This window comes from Sphingomonas sp. SKA58 (assembly GCF_000153545.1).
GTDB lineage: Bacteria > Pseudomonadota > Alphaproteobacteria > Sphingomonadales > Sphingomonadaceae > Sphingobium > Sphingobium soli.
Map to the genome: position 1 here is coordinate 187113 of NZ_CH959307.1, position 17820 is coordinate 204932.

Below are 17820 nucleotides of genomic sequence, written 5' to 3' on the forward strand. Positions count from 1 at the left end.
GCATTCCCCCTTTTCCCTTTGGCGGGAGGGGTCTAGGGGGAAGCATCATGGTTAAGCCTCGCACCCTTTATGAAAAAATCTGGGACGCGCACGTCGTCGAGCGACGCCCCGATGGCACCTGCCTCATCTATATCGATCGTCACCTCGTCCATGAGGTGACAAGCCCGCAGGCGTTCGAGGGGCTTCGACTGGCCGGTCGCAAGGTGCGTCGTCCCGATCTGACGCTGGCCGTGCCCGACCACAATCTGCCCACCACGCCGCGCCGCGATGCAGCAGGCAATCGTATTCCGATTGCCGATCCGCAAAGCGCGCAGCAACTGGCCGCGCTGGAACGCAATGCACCGGAATTTGGCGTCCGCCTGATCGGCGACGCGGACCCTGAACAAGGGATCGTGCATGTCGTCGGCCCGGAACAGGGTTTTACCCTGCCGGGCACCACATTGGTCTGCGGCGACAGCCACACCAGTTCGCACGGCGCGCTTGGTGCCTTGGCTTTTGGTATCGGCACCAGCGAGGTCGAGCATGTGCTGGCGACGCAGACCTTGCTGCTCAAGCAATCCAAGACCATGGAAGTGGTGGTCGAAGGCGAACTCGCCCCCGGCGTTACGCCCAAGGATGTGGCGCTGGCGATCTGCGGTGCGATCGGCACGGCGGGTGGAACGGGCCATGTCATGGAATATCGCGGCTCGGTTTTCCGCGACATGTCTATCGAAGGGCGGCTGACCGTCGCCAACATGTCGATCGAAGCCGGCGCGCGTTCCGGCCTGTTTGCGCCTGATGACAAAACTTTCGCCTATCTGAAAGGTCGACCGATGGCCCCTGCGGGGGCGGATTGGGACGCCGCCGTCGCCTATTGGAAAACATTGGCCACCGACGAAGGCGCCTCCTTCGACAAGACGGTTGTGATCGACGCCGCTGATATCGTGCCCACCGTCACCTGGGGCACCAGCCCCGAAGACGTCGTGGCCATCACCGGTATCGTTCCCGATCCCGCCAGCTTCCAGGATGCCGGCAAGCAGGATGCGGCCCGCAAATCGCTGGATTATATGGGCCTTACCGCCGGGCAGCGTATGCAGGACGTTCCCATCGAACATATCTTCATTGGCAGTTGCACCAACAGCCGGATTGAGGATCTGCGCGCCGCCGCCGCTTTGCTGAAAGGCCGCCATGTCGCGCCCGGCATCAAGCATGCCATGGTCGTGCCCGGATCGGGCCTGGTCAAGGCGCAGGCGGAGGCCGAAGGGCTTGATCGCATATTCCTGGAGGCAGGCTTTGAATGGCGCGAGCCCGGCTGTTCCGCCTGTCTGGGCATGAACCCTGATAAAGTGCCGGCCGGCGAGAGATGCGCGTCCACCAGCAATCGCAATTTCATGGGCCGCCAGGGACCGGGGTCGCGCACGCATCTGGTTTCGCCCGCCATGGCCGCCGCCGCAGCCATCACGGGGCGGCTGACCGATGTTCGGGAATTGATGACGACAGAAAAGGGGATGGTCGCATGAAGAAGATTTTCTGGCTGCTGACAATGGGCGCATTGGCCAGCGCGGCGATGGCCGCAACGCTGGGCCGCGCCGAAGACACGCCGGCGTCTGAGGTTCAGAAGGCGAACTGATGGACAAACTGACTACGGTCGAAGGACGGGCCTATCCGTTTGGAATGAAGAATGTCGACACCGACATCGTCATTCCCGCCCATTGGCTCAAAACGATTTCGCGCAGCGGCCTTGGCGAAGGTGCATTTGAAGTGCTGCGCAAGGAACCGGGCAACGTTTTTGACGATCCCGACTATGCCGGCAGCCCGATCCTGATCGCTGGCGACAATTTCGGATGCGGGTCCAGTCGCGAACATGCCGCCTGGGCGTTGGCGGACCTTGGCATTAAGGTGGTGATTGCGCCCAGCTTTTCTGATATTTTTTCGGGCAACGCGTTCAAGAACGGCATTTTGACGGTCGTCCTGCCGCAAGAAGCGGTCGATCGTCTGATGCAGGTTGCAAAGACCGATCCCATCCATATCGATCTGGAAGCGCAAAGCGTCACCACGCCTTTTCAGGACCGCTTTCGCTTTGAAATTGACCCTTTCCGCAAACATTGTCTGCTCGGTGGGCTGGATGAAATCGGCCTGACATTGGGACAGGCCGACAATATCGACAGCTATGAAGCGCGACAAGCGCAGGAACGGCCCTGGATCGCCCCCTCCCCTGCTCGGGCCGTTGCGTAATTCGCTGCTTGTCCGTATCACATTTTCGCAACAGGCCATCCAACGGGGCATAAACACATGACCACCTTCGACGATCGCGAAAAAGCGTTCGAAAATATGTTCGCGCATGATCAGGAGATGGAGTTCCGGATCCAGGCGCGCCGCAACCGGCTTCTTGGCGAATGGGCCGCAGCGAAGATGGGCCTGACGCCCGAGGAAACCGACGCCTATGCCAAGGCCGTCGTCCAGGCCGACTTTGAAGAAGCCGGCGATGAAGATGTCATTCGCAAATTATTTGGCGACATGACGCAAGCCGGGATCACCATAGACGAAGCGGGCGTACGCGCGGCGTTGGAAGAACAGGCGGTGATCGCCCGTCGTATGTTCATCGAAGCACAGTAAGGGGCGCGACGACGATGCCCATGGCCGCTGATGATATTGCGCAGATGATTCGTGCTGCGATTCCCGATGCCCAGGTCGAAATTACGGACCTGGCAGGCGATGGCGACCATTATGCCGCGCGCGTCGTGTCGGAAAGTTTCCGTGGGATGAGCCGGGTCGCGCAACAGCGCGCGGTTTATGCCGCCCTTGGCGGGCGCATGGGCGGTGTTCTCCACGCCTTGCAACTGACGACGGCGGTTCCCAACTAACGCAGGGTGAGAATGCGCCCAACAGGGTCGCGACAGAAAGAATTGGATGACTATAATGACCGACGCCGTGCAGCAGCGGATCGCGCAGATCGTAAGTGGCCATGATGTGGTGCTGTTCATGAAGGGCACCCCGCTCTTTCCCCAATGCGGTTTTTCCAGCCGCGCTATCGCCATATTGGAGCATCTGGGCGTGGGCTACGAGACGGTCGACGTGCTGCAGGATCAGGCTATCCGCCAGGGGATCAAGGCCTATTCCGATTGGCCGACGATCCCGCAGCTGTACGTGAAGGGCGAGTTTGTCGGCGGCAGCGACATTATGATGGAAATGTATGAAGCGGGCGAACTTAGCCAGCTCATGACTGACCAGGGCGTCGCTCCAGCCAACTGAACGGCGATGGGATATATTTAAAGAGGCGGTCCGCGACGCGGGCCGCCTTTTTTTGTACCGGTCATATTCGAAACCTGTGGTTGCGTCTTTCGCCTGCCCCAATATCCGCTCTTGAGCAGTCCAAGATGCACCTTTGCACAGAGGAAGCTGCGCCTTCATCCCGCTAATTGTGGCGGTTGCGGATCGCCTCTTCGGTGAGGAGATGGCCGGCAAAAAGCTTTATGCAGTCCGCATGATGCGTTGCGGTTCAAGGCTGGCGCGTGCATTCCCTCCTTGCATTGCGCTCCCTTTCAGCCCGGACGCTTACGAATAAGAGCCGGCAGCGCGCAGCGGCGGTCAAATGATAAGCGGCGTCGTTCTCACGACGCTGGCAAAATGGCACAAGAAAGGGCGCGACCTCACGGCCGCGCCCTCATTATTCATGCGCTGATTAGCTTATGCGCCAGCAGGCTTAGGATCGCCAAACGGACCTTTGCGCTTGCGGATCCGGGGTATGGACGAACCAACCGCCGGAATGACCGAAGGCTTGATCGTGGTGCCGTCGTCTCGCGTGATCTCGCCCTGCTCGAGCAGCGTTTTGATTTCTTCGCCGGTCAGCGTCTCATATTCCAGCATGGCATTGGCGAGAAGGTGCAACTGGTCCTCATGACCTTTCAACAGGTCCTGCGCGCGGGCGTAGCCCTGCTCGACCAAACCGCGTATTTCCTTGTCGATCAGCTTGGCCGTCTCGTCCGACATATGCACGCGCTGGCTTTGCGAATAGCCGAGGAAGGTTTCCCCCTGCTGTTCTTCATATTGCAGCGGGCCCAGCTTGTCGGACATGCCCCACTGGGTCACCATGTCGCGGGCCAGCTTGGTGGCATATTGGATATCGCCCGAAGCGCCCGATGACACCTTGTCATAGCCGAAGATGATTTCTTCGGCCACGCGCCCGCCCATGGCGACGGCCATGTTCGCATGCATCTTGTCGCGATGATAGCTGTAGCTGTCACGTTCGGGCAGGCGCATGACCATGCCCAGAGCGCGGCCACGCGGAATGATGGTCGCCTTATGAATCGGGTCGGAGGCGGGTTCATGCATCGCGACGATCGCATGGCCCGCTTCATGATAGGCGGTCATCTTCTTTTCGTCGTCGGTCATGACCATCGAGCGACGCTCGCTGCCCATCATCACCTTGTCCTTCGCGGCCTCGAACTCGTCCATGGCGACCAGGCGCTTGCCCCGCCGAGCAGCCATCAACGCCGCTTCGTTGACCAGGTTGGCCAAGTCCGCGCCCGAGAAACCCGGCGTGCCGCGCGCGATGGTGCGGGGGTCGACGTCCGGGGCAAGCGGAACCTTCTTCATGTGCACGGCGAGAATCTTTTCACGGCCATCGATGTCGGGACGCGGCACCACGACCTGACGGTCGAAACGGCCAGGACGCAGCAGCGCAGGGTCAAGCACATCAGGACGGTTGGTGGCCGCGACGATGATAATACCCTCATTGGCTTCAAAGCCGTCCATTTCGACCAGCAGCTGGTTCAACGTCTGCTCGCGCTCGTCATTACCGTTGCCCAGGCCCGCGCCACGATGCCGGCCGACCGCGTCGATTTCGTCGATGAAGACAATGCACGGCGCATTCTTCTTCGCCTGTTCGAACATGTCACGTACGCGGCTGGCGCCAACGCCCACGAACATTTCGACAAAGTCCGAACCTGAAATGGTGAAGAAGGGAACGCCCGCCTCGCCAGCGATTGCGCGTGCCAGCAAGGTCTTGCCCGTGCCCGGCGACCCGACCAGCAACGCGCCCTTGGGAATCTTGCCGCCCAGACGCGCAAATTTGCTTGGGTCCTTCAGAAACTCGACGATCTCCTGAAGTTCCTCACGCGCCTCGTCTATCCCAGCGACGTCGTCGAACGTCACCTTGCCGTGCTTTTCGGTCAGCAGCTTGGCCTTGGATTTGCCAAAGCCCATCGCCCCGCCAGCACCGCCGCCTTTCTGCATCTGACGCAGGACAAAAAAGGCGATGCCCAGAATCAGCAGGAATGGAAGCGACTGATAGATGAGGATCATCCAGAAGCTGGGCTGTTCCTCCGCCTGCCCCGAATATTTGACATTAAAGTCGTCCAGCATCTTAGGCAGGCCCGGATCATTGACCGGAACGGTGCTGAACTTCTGCCCGCTCGACAATGTGCCAGTGATGCGGTCAGGCGCGATGGCCACGTCCTTGACCTGCCCTTCCTGCACTTTGGATCGGAATTCGGAATAGGCGATGCCGGTGCCCGCCGTCGTGGCGGTGCGGCTGTCGAACAGTGAAACGAACAGCAACAGGGCAACGATCACGCCTGCCCAAATCATCGCGCTCTTGATCCAGGGATTGCCCTGCGGGTCTTTCTCGTCGTTCATCATCACTCTCTTTCACCCGCCAAGATAGGGCACGCCCGCAAAAGCGCAAGCACAGCGCACGCCCGTGTACGACATGGGATTTACCAGGGCGAGTCGACGGTCAAACGAGCCCAGCGATGGTCAGCGCGAGATAGCCGAGCGCTAAAGCTAAACCCGCGGACAGGCCGCAGAGCAGATATCCGATGTAGAGCAGCAGCGGCGGATGGGGCCGCGCCAGATTTCGATTGCGCTGGGCAGCCGAGAGGATGACGCTCGCCAACAGGCCATAGGATAGGGCCGCAAATTCAAACATGCACGAATAGTCCTGCCAGAAAGCCTGCTCGATAGCATAGCGATGGTTAACCGACTGCCATTCTGCGGAAAAAATCGGCGAAGCGTTAGGCAGGCGCGCTATCCTGTGGAACCTTTTTCGCGCCGTCAATTGCGGGGAGGAGCGGGCCGTAATGTCCAGATGGCTCCCCCCTTCAGCAGCCAGTCGCCCAGGCTGGCCTGATGCCCTGTTGCCGCTGCCTGCAGGGCGCGATCGAGGCTTTCGCCGCGCGGCGGCTTCGAGCCGGCCAGCGTCAGCATGTGCAGGACCAGGCGGCGAAGATATTCGCGCGGAAAGTCGGTGCGCACGAGCCTCCATCCGTCACCATCCGCGCGAATATATTGATCGGCCAATTGGGTGACGCTCCACAGGATCGCCGCCTCTGCATCCGCCAGGGCTGCCGCACTGCGCGTAGCGGCCTGTGCATCCAACCATGTCGCGCCGGATAGCGCCATGCGCAGGGTGGCCCGATCGAAACGCCTGTCACGGTTTGATGGGTCCTGCACATAAGGCAGGCCTTCGCGATCGACAAACGCCTGCAACATGGCCTTGCGTTCCCCGAGCAACGGCCGGATCACGCGCCCCGAAACAGCGCGCACCCCCGCAAGTCCTCCGATACCCGATCCCCGGTTGAGGCGCATCACCAGCGTTTCGAGTTGGTCGTCTGCGTGGTGGGCGGTCATGATCCAGTCAATGGCGTGAGACGCGCGCCAGGCCTCCATCAATCGGTAGCGCGTGGTCCGCGCCCACGCTTGTACATTACCTGTCACTGTCGCATCTGCGGGCAGTGTTACATGCTCGATGCCATGCGCGACACACCATCGCGCCACCAACGCTGCCTCGTCAGCAGATTCCCGCCGTAAGCCATGATCAACCGTCACCGCGGCTACGCGCCCCGGGAAGGCGGACGCGGCGAGGCAAAGCAAAGCCATGCTGTCCGGCCCGCCGGAAACGGCTATGCCAAAGCGGATCGCCGGATCATCGCCGACCAGCGCGGATGTCGCATCGACCAGCCGCGTCTGAAACGCGGCACTGTCGCCTGTCAGTTGCACTTCGCCTGGGCGCGCCCCTTGTCCATCATCGTGCGCAGGCCCGATGACAGGCTGGTTCCATAGACCTGATCCAATTCCTGATAGACTTTGCAGGCGTCCGCCGGCTTTTTCAGCTGAATGAGGGCTTCGCCCAGATAGGCCAGGCTATCTGCGGCGCGATCGCCGCGGGGGCGCTTCTGGTAATTTTCGTAAAAGGCAACGGAGGCGAGCGCTGGCTTGCCGTCATCCAGATAGGCGCGGCCAAGCAAATTCTGCGCGCGGCTGGCGATCGAGTTGTCCCCATATTTGTCGACAGTGGCTTTCAACTGCGCCTGCGCCTCCGGATAGAATTTGGCGTCCCACAAGCGAAAACCATATGTGTAAGCGTCATTTGCTTCGTCGCCGCTATTGGGCCGCTCGATCGCCGCGACTGCCGTCTTGCGCGCCTCGCTGGCACCAGCCGGCGCTGAGGGTTTGGCGGCGGCAGGCTTGGCTGGCGTTGGTTCAGCGGGCGCTGGCGCAGCGCTCGCGTTGGATGATGCCGTTGGCGTCATTGCGGGAGGCGCCGCAGCGGGTGCCATGCGCGCATCGGTCTCAGCCTTGTATTTCGTGAAGGATTCTTCGAGCTGGCGCAGCTTGTAGCTGTTTTCCTCCACCTGGCCCGTGATCGAAGCCAATTGCGATTCCAACGCGCTCACGCGCGCGGTCAGATCAGCGATCGGGGACGATGCGGGCGTACCGGGCGAAGGCTGTGGTGCCGCCGGCCGCGTGATGTCCGCCTCAATCGGCGTGCCGGCAGGAAATACCTTGCGTTGCACCGCGCGCATTTCCTTTTCCAGCCGGTCCACGCGCCCCTCGACGCTGGTCTGTGCCACGACCGGCGAGGCAAGGGCGATCATCGCGCTTCCGATGAAGGCTGTTGACGCGAAAAAGGCGTGACGCATGACGTTCCCCGACTGCTGCGACCCGGCACGGACATATCCTTGCGGCCGGTGAGCGCATGACTTCCAAGCTGCAACGCCCAACTCCCCGCTGAGGTGAACGCATGCATTCTTAACCATAAAGCCTAATTGCCTGCCGTAAAGCAGGACCTTCTGTCTTGTCAGTTCGCAGATGCTGCCGGCACGGCCTGCCCGCCTGCCGGCGTACCCGATTGCTGCCCGGCTGGCGCAGCGCGTGCCAGCAGCGCTTCAGCGTTCACGGGGACATCTGCAATGGTGCGATCCGCAGCACCCAGGGGCGGCACCGGCTTTCCGCCTACCGTGACGCTCAGGGCCTGAGGGCGTCCAGTCAAAATCGTGGGATTGCGCGCGCCAGCAGGAAGAGTGAAGCTTTCGCCCTTCTTCATCGTCCCGTCCTTCAGGCGCTCGCCCGCTTCGTCCACGATCCGCAACCAGACATCATCGACCGCCGTGAAGACGACGGTTTGCGGCACCTGGCGAATGGGCGCGACGGCACTGCCCGGCGGAGGCGCCGAGGGTCGGGCCGGCGCATCGGCGGCAATATCCTCGCTGGTCGGCGGCGTGAACAATTGCGTGCGCCAGATGATATAACCGCCGATGAGCAGCAGGACGACCGCCGCCAGCGTCCAGGCCAGCGTGCGCGACGGCACCCGCGCCGGATCGGCGGGTTCAAATGCCTCGTAGCGGTTAGCACCCAGATCGGAACCGTGGACGCCTTCCCGCACCTCAGCGGCGATGGCCACTTCGTCTACATCGACAGCGCGCGCATAGGCCCGGGCAAAACCGACTGCGTAAGGAATGCCCGGCAGCGCGCCATAATCGTCGCGCTCGACCGCCTCAAGTTGCCGCAATGCAATGCGCGTGCGCGTGGCCACGTCCTGAAGCGACAGCCCCTGCGCCTCTCGCGCGGCGCGCAGCTTCGCGCCGGGCGTCTTGGGCTGCGTGTCTTCCACCGGCGTCGCGCCGGGTTCAATGTCTGGTTCTTCTGCCATGTTGCTCCGCGACCTGTGATGGTCGGCCTTGTCTCATTGCGGGACGGGCGTTGTCAACGCCAGTCCCGCCGTTTCAGGTCAGTTCCACGTCACGGTCGGACGCCCATTGCGTCAACCGTTCGCGTATGTCCGGCGCGCCGCTATCAAGCCATTCACGCATCGTCGATTGCAGCTGCGTGGCATCGATAGCGCGGATCATCGCCTTGACCGGGCCAACCGATGCCGGCGTGATCGACAGACGCCGGATGCCAAGGCCGATCAGCGCCATCGCCTCCAGCGTTCGCCCGCCCATTTCGCCGCATACGCCGACCGGCACCTGATGCGCGACGCAGGCGCGAACGACCCTGTCCAGAAATCGCAGGATCGCGATACTGAGCCAGTCATAGCGTTCCGCCAGCTTTGGGTGGGCACGGTCCGCGGCAAACAGGAACTGGGTCAGGTCATTGGTGCCGATCGACAGGAAATCGACGCGCGGCAGCAGCAGGTCGAGCACTTCGGCCAGTGCCGGCACTTCGAGCATCGCGCCATATTTGACTGCAATCGGCAGCTTTTTCCGATGACCTTGCAGCCATTCGCGCTGATGCTCCACCAGATCGCGCGCCGCCTCATATTCCCAAGGCTCCGACACCATCGGAAACATGATATTGAGCACCTTCCCCGCACTCGCCTCCAGCAACGCGCGCGCCTGCGCCTTCATCAGGCCATCGCGATCCAGCGCAAGGCGCAAGGCGCGCCATCCCATGGCCGGGTTATCCTCCAACTCCTCGTCACCATCGCGCTGCATATAGGGCAGCGCCTTATCACCGCCGATATCGACCGTGCGAAAAATGACCGGACGATCGCCCGCCGCGTCCAGCACATCCTTATAAAGCCGCTGCTGCTTTTCGCGCTGCGGCAACGTGGCGGACACCAGGAACTGGAATTCGGTGCGGAACAGGCCGATGCCGTCCGCTCCGACCAGGTCCAGCGCCTGCGCGTCTTCGCGCAGGCCTGCATTGACCATCAATTCGACGCGCTGCCCATCGGTGGTCACGGACGGCAGGTCGCGCATCGCGGCGAATTCCGCGCGACGCTTCTGCGTTACATGCAGCTTGTTCTCGAACGCCTCGTCCATGTCGGGACCAGGGCGGATCAGCACCGTGTTCTCCGCAACGTCCAGCAGAATAAGGTCGCCCTCGTTCAGCTTGTGGCGAACATCCCGCACACGCCCCAGAACGGGCACGCCCATGGCGCGCGCAACGATGGTGACATGGGCGGTCAGCGACCCTTCCTCCAGGATCACGCCCTTCAACCGCCGACGGTCATATTCCAGCAATTCCGCCGGGCCCAGATTGCGGGCGATCAATATGGCGTCCTGACGCAAGCCCAGTTGCGCCGCGGTCCCCAGTTGCCCCGACACGATGCGGAGCAGCCGATTCGCCATATCCTCGAGGTCATGCATGCGATCCTGCAACAGCGGATCGTCAATCTGCCGCATGCGCATGCGGGTTCGCTGCTGAACCCGCTCGATCGCCGCCTCGGCCGTCAGGCCGCTGTCGATGGCCTCGTTGATGCGCCGGATCCAGCCTTCGTCATAGGCGAACATCTTGTAGGTTTCGAGCACCTCCTGATGCTCGCCTTCAGTTCCGAACTCGGCCGCGCCGGTCATCCGGTCGATCTGCTCGCGCATCTTGGCGAAAGCGGAAATGACCCGCGCGCGTTCGGCCTCCGTATCTTCCGCGACCGTATGTTCGACATGGATTCGCGGTTGGTGGAACACCGCATGGCCGCGCGCCATGCCCATCACCAGCTGCAATCCCTGCAAGATGGTGGTGCCCGTTTCCGCGACGCGGGCATCGGCCGGACCGTCATCGGCCAGTTCAGCATTGGCGATCAGCTCGGAAAGCACCATTGCGACCGTCTGCAACGCCTCGATCTCGACTTCTTCATACCGGCGCGGCTCCACATGCTGCACGCACAAGACGCCGATCGACCGCTCGCGCCGGACGATCGGCACGCCGGCAAAGCTGTGAAAGCGATCCTCCCCGGTTTCAGGGCGATAGGAAAAGTCGGGATGCGCCGCCGCCTCGTCCAGGTTCAGCGTCTCGACATTGGTGGCAATGAGGCCCACCAGCCCCTCCCCCATGGCCATCCGCGTGACATGGACCGCTTCCTGTTTCAGGCCGCGCGTGGCAAACAGTTCCAGCACGCCTTCACGCACCAGATAAATCGAACAGACCTCGCTTGAGAGCGACTGGCCGATGATCTCCACGACCTTGTTGAGCTTGGCCTGGGCGCTGTTGCGCGACGCCATCACCTCCTGCAGCAGGACAAGGATCTGGCGGGCGGCTGCGGCGGGCGTCGTTGGCATGGACAAGCGCTAACAGATTGACCGGAAGAGTGCCAAGATTCGTGCATCCAAAGGACGGCTAAAAATCGTCTCAACAAGACAGTCCGCCATTCACATGGCGGAAACAATCGATAGGTTCGTCCAAAGGAGGGACGGCCTTTCCACGCACGGCCCGCAGGGAGACAGGACCATGGCGACCCAACCAGATATGACTCATTTCGAACAGGATCTCATCGACCGCGGCTATTCGCGCCGCCAACTGGCCAAGGCGGCGGCGCTGCTCGGCGCTGCGACCGCAACTCTGCGCGTTACCGGCGCGGCCGCACAGCAGGCGGCCAAGCCGGTCGAGGGCGCCGTGCGCATTGGCGCCAATGAATGCTGGACCGGCCCTTTCCCCGTCGCGGCGGAAGCCGCGTACAAGCTGGTCAATGAAGGCAATCGGTACGAACCGGACAGCGAGCATCAGAAATTGTTCGCGGCGGTGTCCGCAGTCGAAGGTATTCCGGTCGACCATGTCACCGCCTGGCCCGGATCGTCCGATCCGCTGAGCCGCGTGGCAGTCGCCTATGCCTCGCCCGCGCGCGGCATCGTAACGGCCGATCCGACCTATGAAGCGATCTGGCGCACCGGCGACTGGCTGGGCGCCAAGGTCACGAAGGTTCCGCTGACCAGCGATTATCGCCATGACGTCAAGGCGATGCTGGCGGCCGATCCCAATGCCGGGGTCTATTATATCTGTTCGCCCAACAACCCCACGGGCACCGTAACGCCACTGGCCGACATCGAATGGCTGGCCAATAACAAGCCCAAGGATTCGATCCTGGTCGTCGATGAAGCCTATATCCACTGGTTCGATGGACCCAATGCCGCCAAGCTGGCGGCATCACGGGACGACGTACTGGTCTTGCGCACCTTTTCCAAATTGTTCGGGATGGCGGGCATGCGGCTCGGCCTGACCTTCGCCAGCCCCGCATTGATGCAGAAGATGATGCGGTATGATGGCGGGCAGGTGACGGCAATGCTGCCGATGACAGCGGTCGCCGCCGGCACCGTTTCCGTAGCCCAGGCCGACCTTATCAAGGCGCGTCGGGCGGAAATGATCGCTGCCCGTGACAAGGCGGTCAGTCACCTGAAATCCAAGGGGATCAAGGTCATTCCGGGCAGTCAAGCCAACATGTTCATGGTCGATTGGGGCAAGCCGGCCAAGGAAATGCAGGCCGCCATCCTGGCCGAAAAGGTTCAGATCGGACGCAACTGGCCGATCTGGCCCAATGTCTCGCGCGTCTCTGTCGGATCGATGGAGGAAATGGACGCTTTCAATGCGGCCGTAGACAAGGTCTGGACGGCGTAAGACGCGGCGTCCCATACGCGCAAAATAATATCATGATCAGGCGGCGGCACATTGCGGAAATGTGCCGCCGCTTCGTCTTTCGTCTGTGTGTGCTTCTTGCAGAACGGGGACGGACGATATGACCATGATGCTGAACAAGGATGCCAGGGAAGACCTGATGGAACGCGGTTATTCGCGCCGCCAGATCGCGGAAGTTGCCGCGTTGGTGGGAGCGGGCGTCGCAGCCAGTTCACTGCTAGGCGGAGCGGCCCAGGCGCAGCAGCAGGCCGCGCGTGGCGTCGCCGGGGCCGTGCGCATCGGCTCCAACGAATGCTGGACCGGCCCCTTCCCTTCGGGCGTCGATGCCGCGGCGAAGGCCGCTGCGCTCGGCAACTGGTATGATCCCGACAATTATCGCGGCGACCTGGTCAAGACCGTCGCCTCGGTAGAGGGCATTCCCGAAAGCCATGTGATGCTCTGGCCCGGTTCGGGCGGTCCGCTGGTCAGCACGGTCGCCGCCTTCTGCTCGCCCACCAAGGGGCTGGTGACTGCCGATCCCACGTTCGAATCGGCATGGCGCACCGCCGACTATCTCAAGGCACCGATCGCGAAGGCGCCTCAAGCGCCGGGCGCGGGCCATGACGTCAAGGCGATGCTGGCTGCCAATCCCAATGCCGGCCTCTATTATATCTGCACGCCCAACAATCCGACCGGCACGGTGACGCCGCTCGCGGACATCGAATGGCTGCTTGCCAACAAGCCCAAGGATTCGGTCCTGCTGGTGGACGAAGCCTATATCCATTTCTCCGAAGCGCCGAGTGCGGCAAAGCTGGTGGCGGGGCGCAAGGATTTGGTCGTCATGCGCACCTTCTCCAAGCTATTCGGCATGGCGGGCGTGCGCTTGGGCCTGACCTTCGCTGATCCCGAATTGCAGAAGCGGATCATGCTGTTCGGCCCGACGGCGGGCGGCCTGTCCATCACCGCCATGGCGTGCGGCAATGCGGTCTACCCCGAAGCCGCGCTGATCAAGGCCCGCCGCGAGGAAATGATCGCCAACCGCGAAGAAACCATCGCGTGGCTGACCAAGAAGGGCATTGATGTGCAGACGGGCAGCCAGGCCAACATGTTCATGATGGACTGGAAAAAGCCCGCCAAGGACATGCAGGCTGCGATGCTCGCCACGCCCGAAAAGGTGCAGATCGGTCGCAACTGGCCCATCTGGCCCACCGTCTCGCGCGTCACCGTGGGTTCGGCCGAAGACATGGCGAAGTTCCGCGCCGCTGTGGAAAAGGTCTACACCGCTTGACCTGATATTCTGATCCCAAAGCGAAGGGCGTCTGGCTTGCCGGACGCCCTTTTGATGACGGGGACGCCCAAGGCGACCCTTTCAATCTCCTAGTGGCGTCAAATCAAGCCAGGAAGGGCGACACCACGCCCATCACGCGCTCAACCGTCGCCTCTTTCTCGCCCACCGGCGCCACATAATCGATCACCGACCGCGCCTGCGCCTCCCCCGCCCCGTGCGCGATCATCCAGGCGGTAAGATAATAGGCCGCCATGCATCCACCCGCCGTGGCGACATTGGCGGAGGCGTGAAAGGGCGCATCTATCACGCTCGCGCCACCGGCCTCTATCCATGGACGGGTCGTGACGTCAGTGCAGACCGGCCCATCGCCCAGCAGGCCAAGCGCCGCCAGAAGCAGCGCGCCGGAACATTGCGCACCGATCAATTGCCGGGCAGCGTCAAGCTGCAGCCGCGCCATCAACTCCATATCCGCCGCGATCTGGCGCGTCCGCACGCCGCTTCCTACAACGATGGCATCCATATCCGGCAGTTCGTTCAGCCTCGCTCCGGCCGTCACCGTAACGCCGCCCATCGACGTGACCGTGGCGTTCGGCGCACAGATGGTCGCGCGCCAGCCATGCACGCGGTTCAACAGCGACAACGCGACGAAACTGTCCAGTTCGTTGAACCCATCAAAAGTCAGGATCGCTATTTGCATGAATTTGCCTCCCGTTCTTGACGGGGGGTCTAGACCCCGAGACGATATGAGCGCGCGGGCCGCCCCGGCAGCAATGGCCCCTAGCCGCCGGAGGGCGCGGTGCGCCGGCTATAGTCGATGCGGATGCGCACCCAGCTGCCCACCATCACCTTGCCGTTGACGCGCGGCGGCAGGACAAGAAATTGCCAGGCGGCCAGCCGCACGGCACGACCAAAGCCCGACCCCATCGGAGATTCCCCCATCACCTGGCAATTTTCCACATGATAATGGTCGATGGTCTTGCACGCCACCAGCCCCCAGCCATTGGCCGGCGCATCATTGGGCAGATAGGGCGACAATTCCGCATGGGTCGGCCGCCGATACCATTCCGCCTCGAACAGTTGAACCCCGCCAGGACCTTCGCCCGGCCCGGCGACGGCCGCGCTGTCTCCCTGTCCTGCCGCGCCTTCGCCCGGCGCACGCGAAGGCATCTTGCCAATGTCGGCCGACGCCATCTGCTCGCGATTGAGCGTCAGGAACGGAAAAGGGGATGGTGGCTGCTCGGCCGGCTTTTCGACCTTGACCGGCGGTCGAACGACGGGGTCCTCCACCTTCTGCGGCTCTGCCTTGCTTTTTTCCTTCCGTTCCGCCTTTTCCGCTTTTGCTTCTTCCTTGGCAGCTTTTGGGCCTGCTTCCGTTTCGAAAGTGACCGGCAGGCGCGGGTCCATCTTGGGCGGCTGAAAAGACGGCGAGAGGGTGAAGAGCGCCAGCAACAGCAGCAGATTGAGCACCAGCGCGAACGTCACGCCGCCCGCCCGTTGCCGCACCTTGTCCCAGGGAATCGAAGAGATATTCAAGCGTGCGGACCAAACAGACGACAAGGGAAGCCGGTCTTGCCCAGACGGCGCGGCGGCGTCAACGCCGTCTGACGTCACGGCCGACCAGTCGGTTACACAACATGACGAAGCTGGCGAAACCACTGGCAGCGCGCCGGCTTCTCGGCTAGGTGGCCCGCGATGCTCAACAGGCTCTATCAATGGACGCTGGCGAAAGCCGCGCACCGCCATGCCGAACGCTGGCTCTTCGCCGTGAGCTTCATGGAATCCAGCTTTTTCCCTATCCCGCCGCACCCTTTGCTCGGCCTCATGTGCCTGGCCCGGCCGGAACGCGCGATCCGGTTCGGGCTGATCTGCACCATCGCGTCGGTGCTGGGCGGGCTGTTCGGCTATGCGATCGGCTATTTCCTCTACGAAGCGATCGGCACCCAGATTCTTAACGCCCTGGGCCTGGCGGAAAAATTTCCGGTCGCAGCCTGCTATTTGCGGGACTATGGCGCGGAGATCATCCTGATCAAGGGCGCGACGCCCATCCCCTTCAAGCTGATCACCATCACCGCCGGTTTTATCGGTCTGCCTCTCTTCACCTTCCTCTGGGCCAGTATCCTGAGCCGCGGTTTTCAGTTCATGCTGGTCGGCATCCTGTTCTGGAAATTCGGTCGCCCCATCAAGGCGTTCATCGAAAAATATCTGGCGCTGCTTTCCGCCGCCTTCCTGATCCTGATCGTTGCCGGATTCCTTGCGGTGTCCGCCTTCTCGGGAACGCAAGGCAAGAGCGACGCATGCTCCAGCGCGACCATGGACAGGGTCCGCTGATCGCCATGATCCAGGCCGCCTTTGACCGTCATCCAAAGGTTGCAGCGCTGCTGGCAGGGCTCTTGTCCGCCACCGGGTTCGCCCCGCTCAGCCTCTGGCCGGTGACGCTGGTGTGTCTGGCTGCGCTCATCATCCTGATCGCCAAAGCCTCCGACCGCCGCACCGCCTTCCTGCGCGGCTGGCTGTTCGGCGTGGGGCATTTCACGCTTGGCCTCAACTGGATCGCGCACGCCTTCACCTTCCAGGATGCCATGCCGCACTGGTTCGGTTATGGCGCCGTGATCCTTCTTTCGCTGTATCTGGCAGTTTATCCGGGGCTGGCGACGTTGGGCGCTTGGTGGATGACGCATCGCTTCGCGCTGTCCCCGACAGCCTCGCTCTTCATGCTTGCGGCCTGCTGGATCGTCACGGAATTTCTGCGTGCGACGCTGTTTACCGGATTTGCCTGGAATCCGCTTGGCGTCATCCTGTTGCCAACGGGCGCCGCCATTTCGGCAACCGTGATCGGCACCTATGGGCTTGGCGCGCTGGTGATATTGGCCGCAGGCGCGTTGATGTTCGCCGTTCATGGTCAGGCACGGCTGGGCGGCGTGATTGCAGCACCGATCGTCCTGTTGGCCCTGATCGGCTGGATCACCCCTGCCCCACTGACACCCGGTGGCGCGCCGCGCGTGCGCGTGGTCCAGCCCAATATCGGCCAGGAAGAGAAATATTCGGTCGAGGCCGAATATCGCAACTTCGAGAAGCTGCGTATCTTGTCCGGCGCGCCGCGCCCGGCACCCCGCCTCATCTTCTGGCCCGAAGCCGCCATACCCGCCTATCTCGACATGGAACCCGACTGGCGTGCGCGGCTCGCAGGCCTGTTGGGACCGGGCGATCTGCTCCTGACCGGCGGGGACAAGGTCTATTTCAAGACGGTCGATCAGAATGGCGTTCCCGTCAGCAAACTGGCCGGTGCCAACAACAGTGTGTGGATCGTGACGCCGCAAGCGACGATCGCCGGCCGCTATTCCAAGGCGCATCTGGTTCCCTATGGGGAATATCTGCCGATGCGGCACATATTGGAGCCCATCGGCCTGTCACGCCTGGTGCCTGGCGACGCGGACTTCTGGCCAGGGCCCGGCCCACAAAGTCTGACCTTGCCCGCGACGCTTGGACGGCCATCGCTGAAAATGGGCGTCCAGATCTGCTACGAAATCATCTTTTCGGGTCAGGTAATCGACCGGGACGACCGTCCCGCATTCCTGTTCAACCCGTCCAACGATGCCTGGTTCGGCAGTTGGGGACCGGTCCAGCACCTCGCCCAGGCGCGTTTGCGTGCACTGGAGGAAGGGATGCCCATCATCCGATCAACGCCTACCGGCGTGTCGGCCATCATCGATGCCCGTGGCCAAATCGTCCGCTCCATCGCCCCAAATCGCGCGGGCTATCTGGATAGCGGCCTTCCGCCGGCGCTGGCGCCCACGCCATTTTCGCGCTTCGGCAACTTTCTCCCTGCCTTGTTCACCCTGGGGTTATTGGGTGCCGCCGTTGCAACACGACGACGCAGCCGCTAAGGCACCCGCTGCACATAAAGATTTCTTTATACGCAGACACAGCATCAGACTGGAGCAACC

General features: G+C 62.3%; 17 protein-coding genes. 9 read left to right on the forward strand and 8 right to left on the reverse strand.

From position 1 onward, the window contains the following. The first annotated feature begins 47 nt into the window (after positions 1 to 47). The 5 genes from leuC to grxD all read left to right on the forward strand — a co-directional run bounded on the left by leuC (position 48) and on the right by grxD (position 3231). On the forward strand, positions 48 to 1499 hold the full coding sequence (gene leuC / locus SKA58_RS10180; RefSeq protein WP_009822338.1) for a 3-isopropylmalate dehydratase large subunit: 1452 nt from the start codon (positions 48 to 50) through the stop codon (positions 1497 to 1499). Between the two features lie 109 nt (positions 1500 to 1608). Continuing rightward, the gene (leuD, locus tag SKA58_RS10185) at positions 1609 to 2214 is read left to right on the forward strand and encodes a 3-isopropylmalate dehydratase small subunit (protein ID WP_009822340.1); all 606 of its coding nucleotides are present in this window, start codon (positions 1609 to 1611) and stop codon (positions 2212 to 2214) included. A gap of 57 nt (positions 2215 to 2271) precedes the next feature. Beyond that, complete coding sequence (locus SKA58_RS10190) at positions 2272 to 2595, forward strand: DUF1476 domain-containing protein (protein ID WP_009822341.1); 324 nt, start codon at positions 2272 to 2274, stop codon at positions 2593 to 2595. 14 nt (positions 2596 to 2609) lie between these two features. Further along, a complete protein-coding gene (locus tag SKA58_RS10195) occupies positions 2610 to 2843 on the forward strand; it encodes a BolA family protein (RefSeq protein ID WP_009822342.1) in 234 nt (77 codons plus the stop codon). Positions 2844 to 2898: 55 nt separating this feature from the next. After that, a complete protein-coding gene (gene grxD / locus SKA58_RS10200; RefSeq protein ID WP_009822343.1) occupies positions 2899 to 3231 on the forward strand; it encodes a Grx4 family monothiol glutaredoxin in 333 nt (110 codons plus the stop codon). A gap of 435 nt (positions 3232 to 3666) precedes the next feature. Here the strand turns inward: grxD and ftsH are convergent, their stop codons facing one another. The 6 genes from ftsH to ptsP form a co-directional block, all read right to left on the reverse strand. Then, entirely contained in the window at positions 3667 to 5616 is a 1950-nt protein-coding gene (gene ftsH, locus SKA58_RS10205) for an ATP-dependent zinc metalloprotease FtsH (RefSeq protein ID WP_037543366.1), read from the reverse strand. A 100-nt stretch (positions 5617 to 5716) separates the two neighbouring features. Then, positions 5717 to 5908 (reverse strand): hypothetical protein, encoded by a 192-nt coding sequence (locus tag SKA58_RS10210; RefSeq protein ID WP_009822345.1) that lies wholly within the window; start codon positions 5906 to 5908, stop codon positions 5717 to 5719. A 125-nt stretch (positions 5909 to 6033) separates the two neighbouring features. Next, complete coding sequence (gene tilS, locus SKA58_RS10215) at positions 6034 to 6978, reverse strand: tRNA lysidine(34) synthetase TilS (protein ID WP_009822346.1); 945 nt, start codon at positions 6976 to 6978, stop codon at positions 6034 to 6036. Next, positions 6969 to 7901 carry a hypothetical protein gene (locus tag SKA58_RS10220; protein WP_009822347.1) on the reverse strand — a complete coding sequence of 311 codons (933 nt, stop codon included), beginning with the start codon at positions 7899 to 7901 and terminating at the stop codon, positions 6969 to 6971. The genes tilS and SKA58_RS10220 overlap by 10 nt, the downstream gene beginning before the upstream one ends. Positions 7902 to 8059: 158 nt before the next feature. Then, positions 8060 to 8911, reverse strand: a complete 852-nt coding sequence (locus SKA58_RS10225; protein WP_009822348.1) for a helix-turn-helix domain-containing protein — start codon at positions 8909 to 8911, stop codon at positions 8060 to 8062. A 73-nt stretch (positions 8912 to 8984) separates the two neighbouring features. Further along, positions 8985 to 11261 (reverse strand): phosphoenolpyruvate--protein phosphotransferase, encoded by a 2277-nt coding sequence (gene ptsP / locus SKA58_RS10230; RefSeq protein WP_009822349.1) that lies wholly within the window; start codon positions 11259 to 11261, stop codon positions 8985 to 8987. Positions 11262 to 11430: 169 nt separating this feature from the next. On the opposite strand from ptsP, the gene SKA58_RS10235 reads away from it, so the two are divergent. Together SKA58_RS10235 and SKA58_RS10240 are read left to right on the forward strand one after the other, a co-directional pair. Further along, the gene (locus SKA58_RS10235) at positions 11431 to 12591 is read left to right on the forward strand and encodes a pyridoxal phosphate-dependent aminotransferase (protein WP_037542963.1); all 1161 of its coding nucleotides are present in this window, start codon (positions 11431 to 11433) and stop codon (positions 12589 to 12591) included. A gap of 118 nt (positions 12592 to 12709) precedes the next feature. Further along, positions 12710 to 13876 carry a pyridoxal phosphate-dependent aminotransferase gene (locus SKA58_RS10240; RefSeq protein WP_009822351.1) on the forward strand — a complete coding sequence of 389 codons (1167 nt, stop codon included), beginning with the start codon at positions 12710 to 12712 and terminating at the stop codon, positions 13874 to 13876. A 103-nt stretch (positions 13877 to 13979) separates the two neighbouring features. Here the strand turns inward: SKA58_RS10240 and SKA58_RS10245 are convergent, their stop codons facing one another. Further along, complete coding sequence (locus SKA58_RS10245) at positions 13980 to 14573, reverse strand: DJ-1/PfpI family protein (RefSeq protein WP_009822352.1); 594 nt, start codon at positions 14571 to 14573, stop codon at positions 13980 to 13982. An 80-nt stretch (positions 14574 to 14653) separates the two neighbouring features. Next, on the reverse strand, positions 14654 to 15409 hold the full coding sequence (locus SKA58_RS10250) for a hypothetical protein (RefSeq protein ID WP_009822353.1): 756 nt from the start codon (positions 15407 to 15409) through the stop codon (positions 14654 to 14656). Between the two features lie 159 nt (positions 15410 to 15568). On the opposite strand from SKA58_RS10250, the gene SKA58_RS10255 reads away from it, so the two are divergent. Continuing rightward, complete coding sequence (locus SKA58_RS10255; protein ID WP_009822354.1) at positions 15569 to 16204, forward strand: YqaA family protein; 636 nt, start codon at positions 15569 to 15571, stop codon at positions 16202 to 16204. Beyond that, the gene (lnt, locus tag SKA58_RS10260) at positions 16171 to 17760 is read left to right on the forward strand and encodes an apolipoprotein N-acyltransferase (protein ID WP_009822355.1); all 1590 of its coding nucleotides are present in this window, start codon (positions 16171 to 16173) and stop codon (positions 17758 to 17760) included. Before SKA58_RS10255 ends, lnt begins: the two co-directional genes overlap by 34 nt. The last annotated feature ends 60 nt before the right edge of the window (positions 17761 to 17820 follow it).

What these genes read in the sequence shown, in the direction of transcription:
- SKA58_RS10255 (WP_009822354.1), top strand. Translation starts at nt 15,569, where the DNA reads ATGCTCAACAGGCTCTATCAATGGACGCTGGCGAAAGCCGCGCACCGC.
- SKA58_RS10235 (WP_037542963.1), top strand. Translation starts at nt 11,431, where the DNA reads ATGGCGACCCAACCAGATATGACTCATTTCGAACAGGATCTCATCGAC.
- SKA58_RS10210 (WP_009822345.1), bottom strand. Translation starts at nt 5,908, where the DNA reads ATGTTTGAATTTGCGGCCCTATCCTATGGCCTGTTGGCGAGCGTCATC.
- grxD (WP_009822343.1), top strand. Translation starts at nt 2,899, where the DNA reads ATGACCGACGCCGTGCAGCAGCGGATCGCGCAGATCGTAAGTGGCCAT.
- SKA58_RS10195 (WP_009822342.1), top strand. Translation starts at nt 2,610, where the DNA reads ATGCCCATGGCCGCTGATGATATTGCGCAGATGATTCGTGCTGCGATT.
- ptsP (WP_009822349.1), bottom strand. Translation starts at nt 11,261, where the DNA reads ATGCCAACGACGCCCGCCGCAGCCGCCCGCCAGATCCTTGTCCTGCTG.
- ftsH (WP_037543366.1), bottom strand. Translation starts at nt 5,616, where the DNA reads ATGAACGACGAGAAAGACCCGCAGGGCAATCCCTGGATCAAGAGCGCG.
- SKA58_RS10220 (WP_009822347.1), bottom strand. Translation starts at nt 7,901, where the DNA reads ATGCGTCACGCCTTTTTCGCGTCAACAGCCTTCATCGGAAGCGCGATG.
- lnt (WP_009822355.1), top strand. Translation starts at nt 16,171, where the DNA reads ATGCTCCAGCGCGACCATGGACAGGGTCCGCTGATCGCCATGATCCAG.
- SKA58_RS10225 (WP_009822348.1), bottom strand. Translation starts at nt 8,911, where the DNA reads ATGGCAGAAGAACCAGACATTGAACCCGGCGCGACGCCGGTGGAAGAC.
- SKA58_RS10190 (WP_009822341.1), top strand. Translation starts at nt 2,272, where the DNA reads ATGACCACCTTCGACGATCGCGAAAAAGCGTTCGAAAATATGTTCGCG.
- leuC (WP_009822338.1), top strand. Translation starts at nt 48, where the DNA reads ATGGTTAAGCCTCGCACCCTTTATGAAAAAATCTGGGACGCGCACGTC.
- leuD (WP_009822340.1), top strand. Translation starts at nt 1,609, where the DNA reads ATGGACAAACTGACTACGGTCGAAGGACGGGCCTATCCGTTTGGAATG.
- SKA58_RS10240 (WP_009822351.1), top strand. Translation starts at nt 12,710, where the DNA reads ATGACCATGATGCTGAACAAGGATGCCAGGGAAGACCTGATGGAACGC.
- SKA58_RS10245 (WP_009822352.1), bottom strand. Translation starts at nt 14,573, where the DNA reads ATGCAAATAGCGATCCTGACTTTTGATGGGTTCAACGAACTGGACAGT.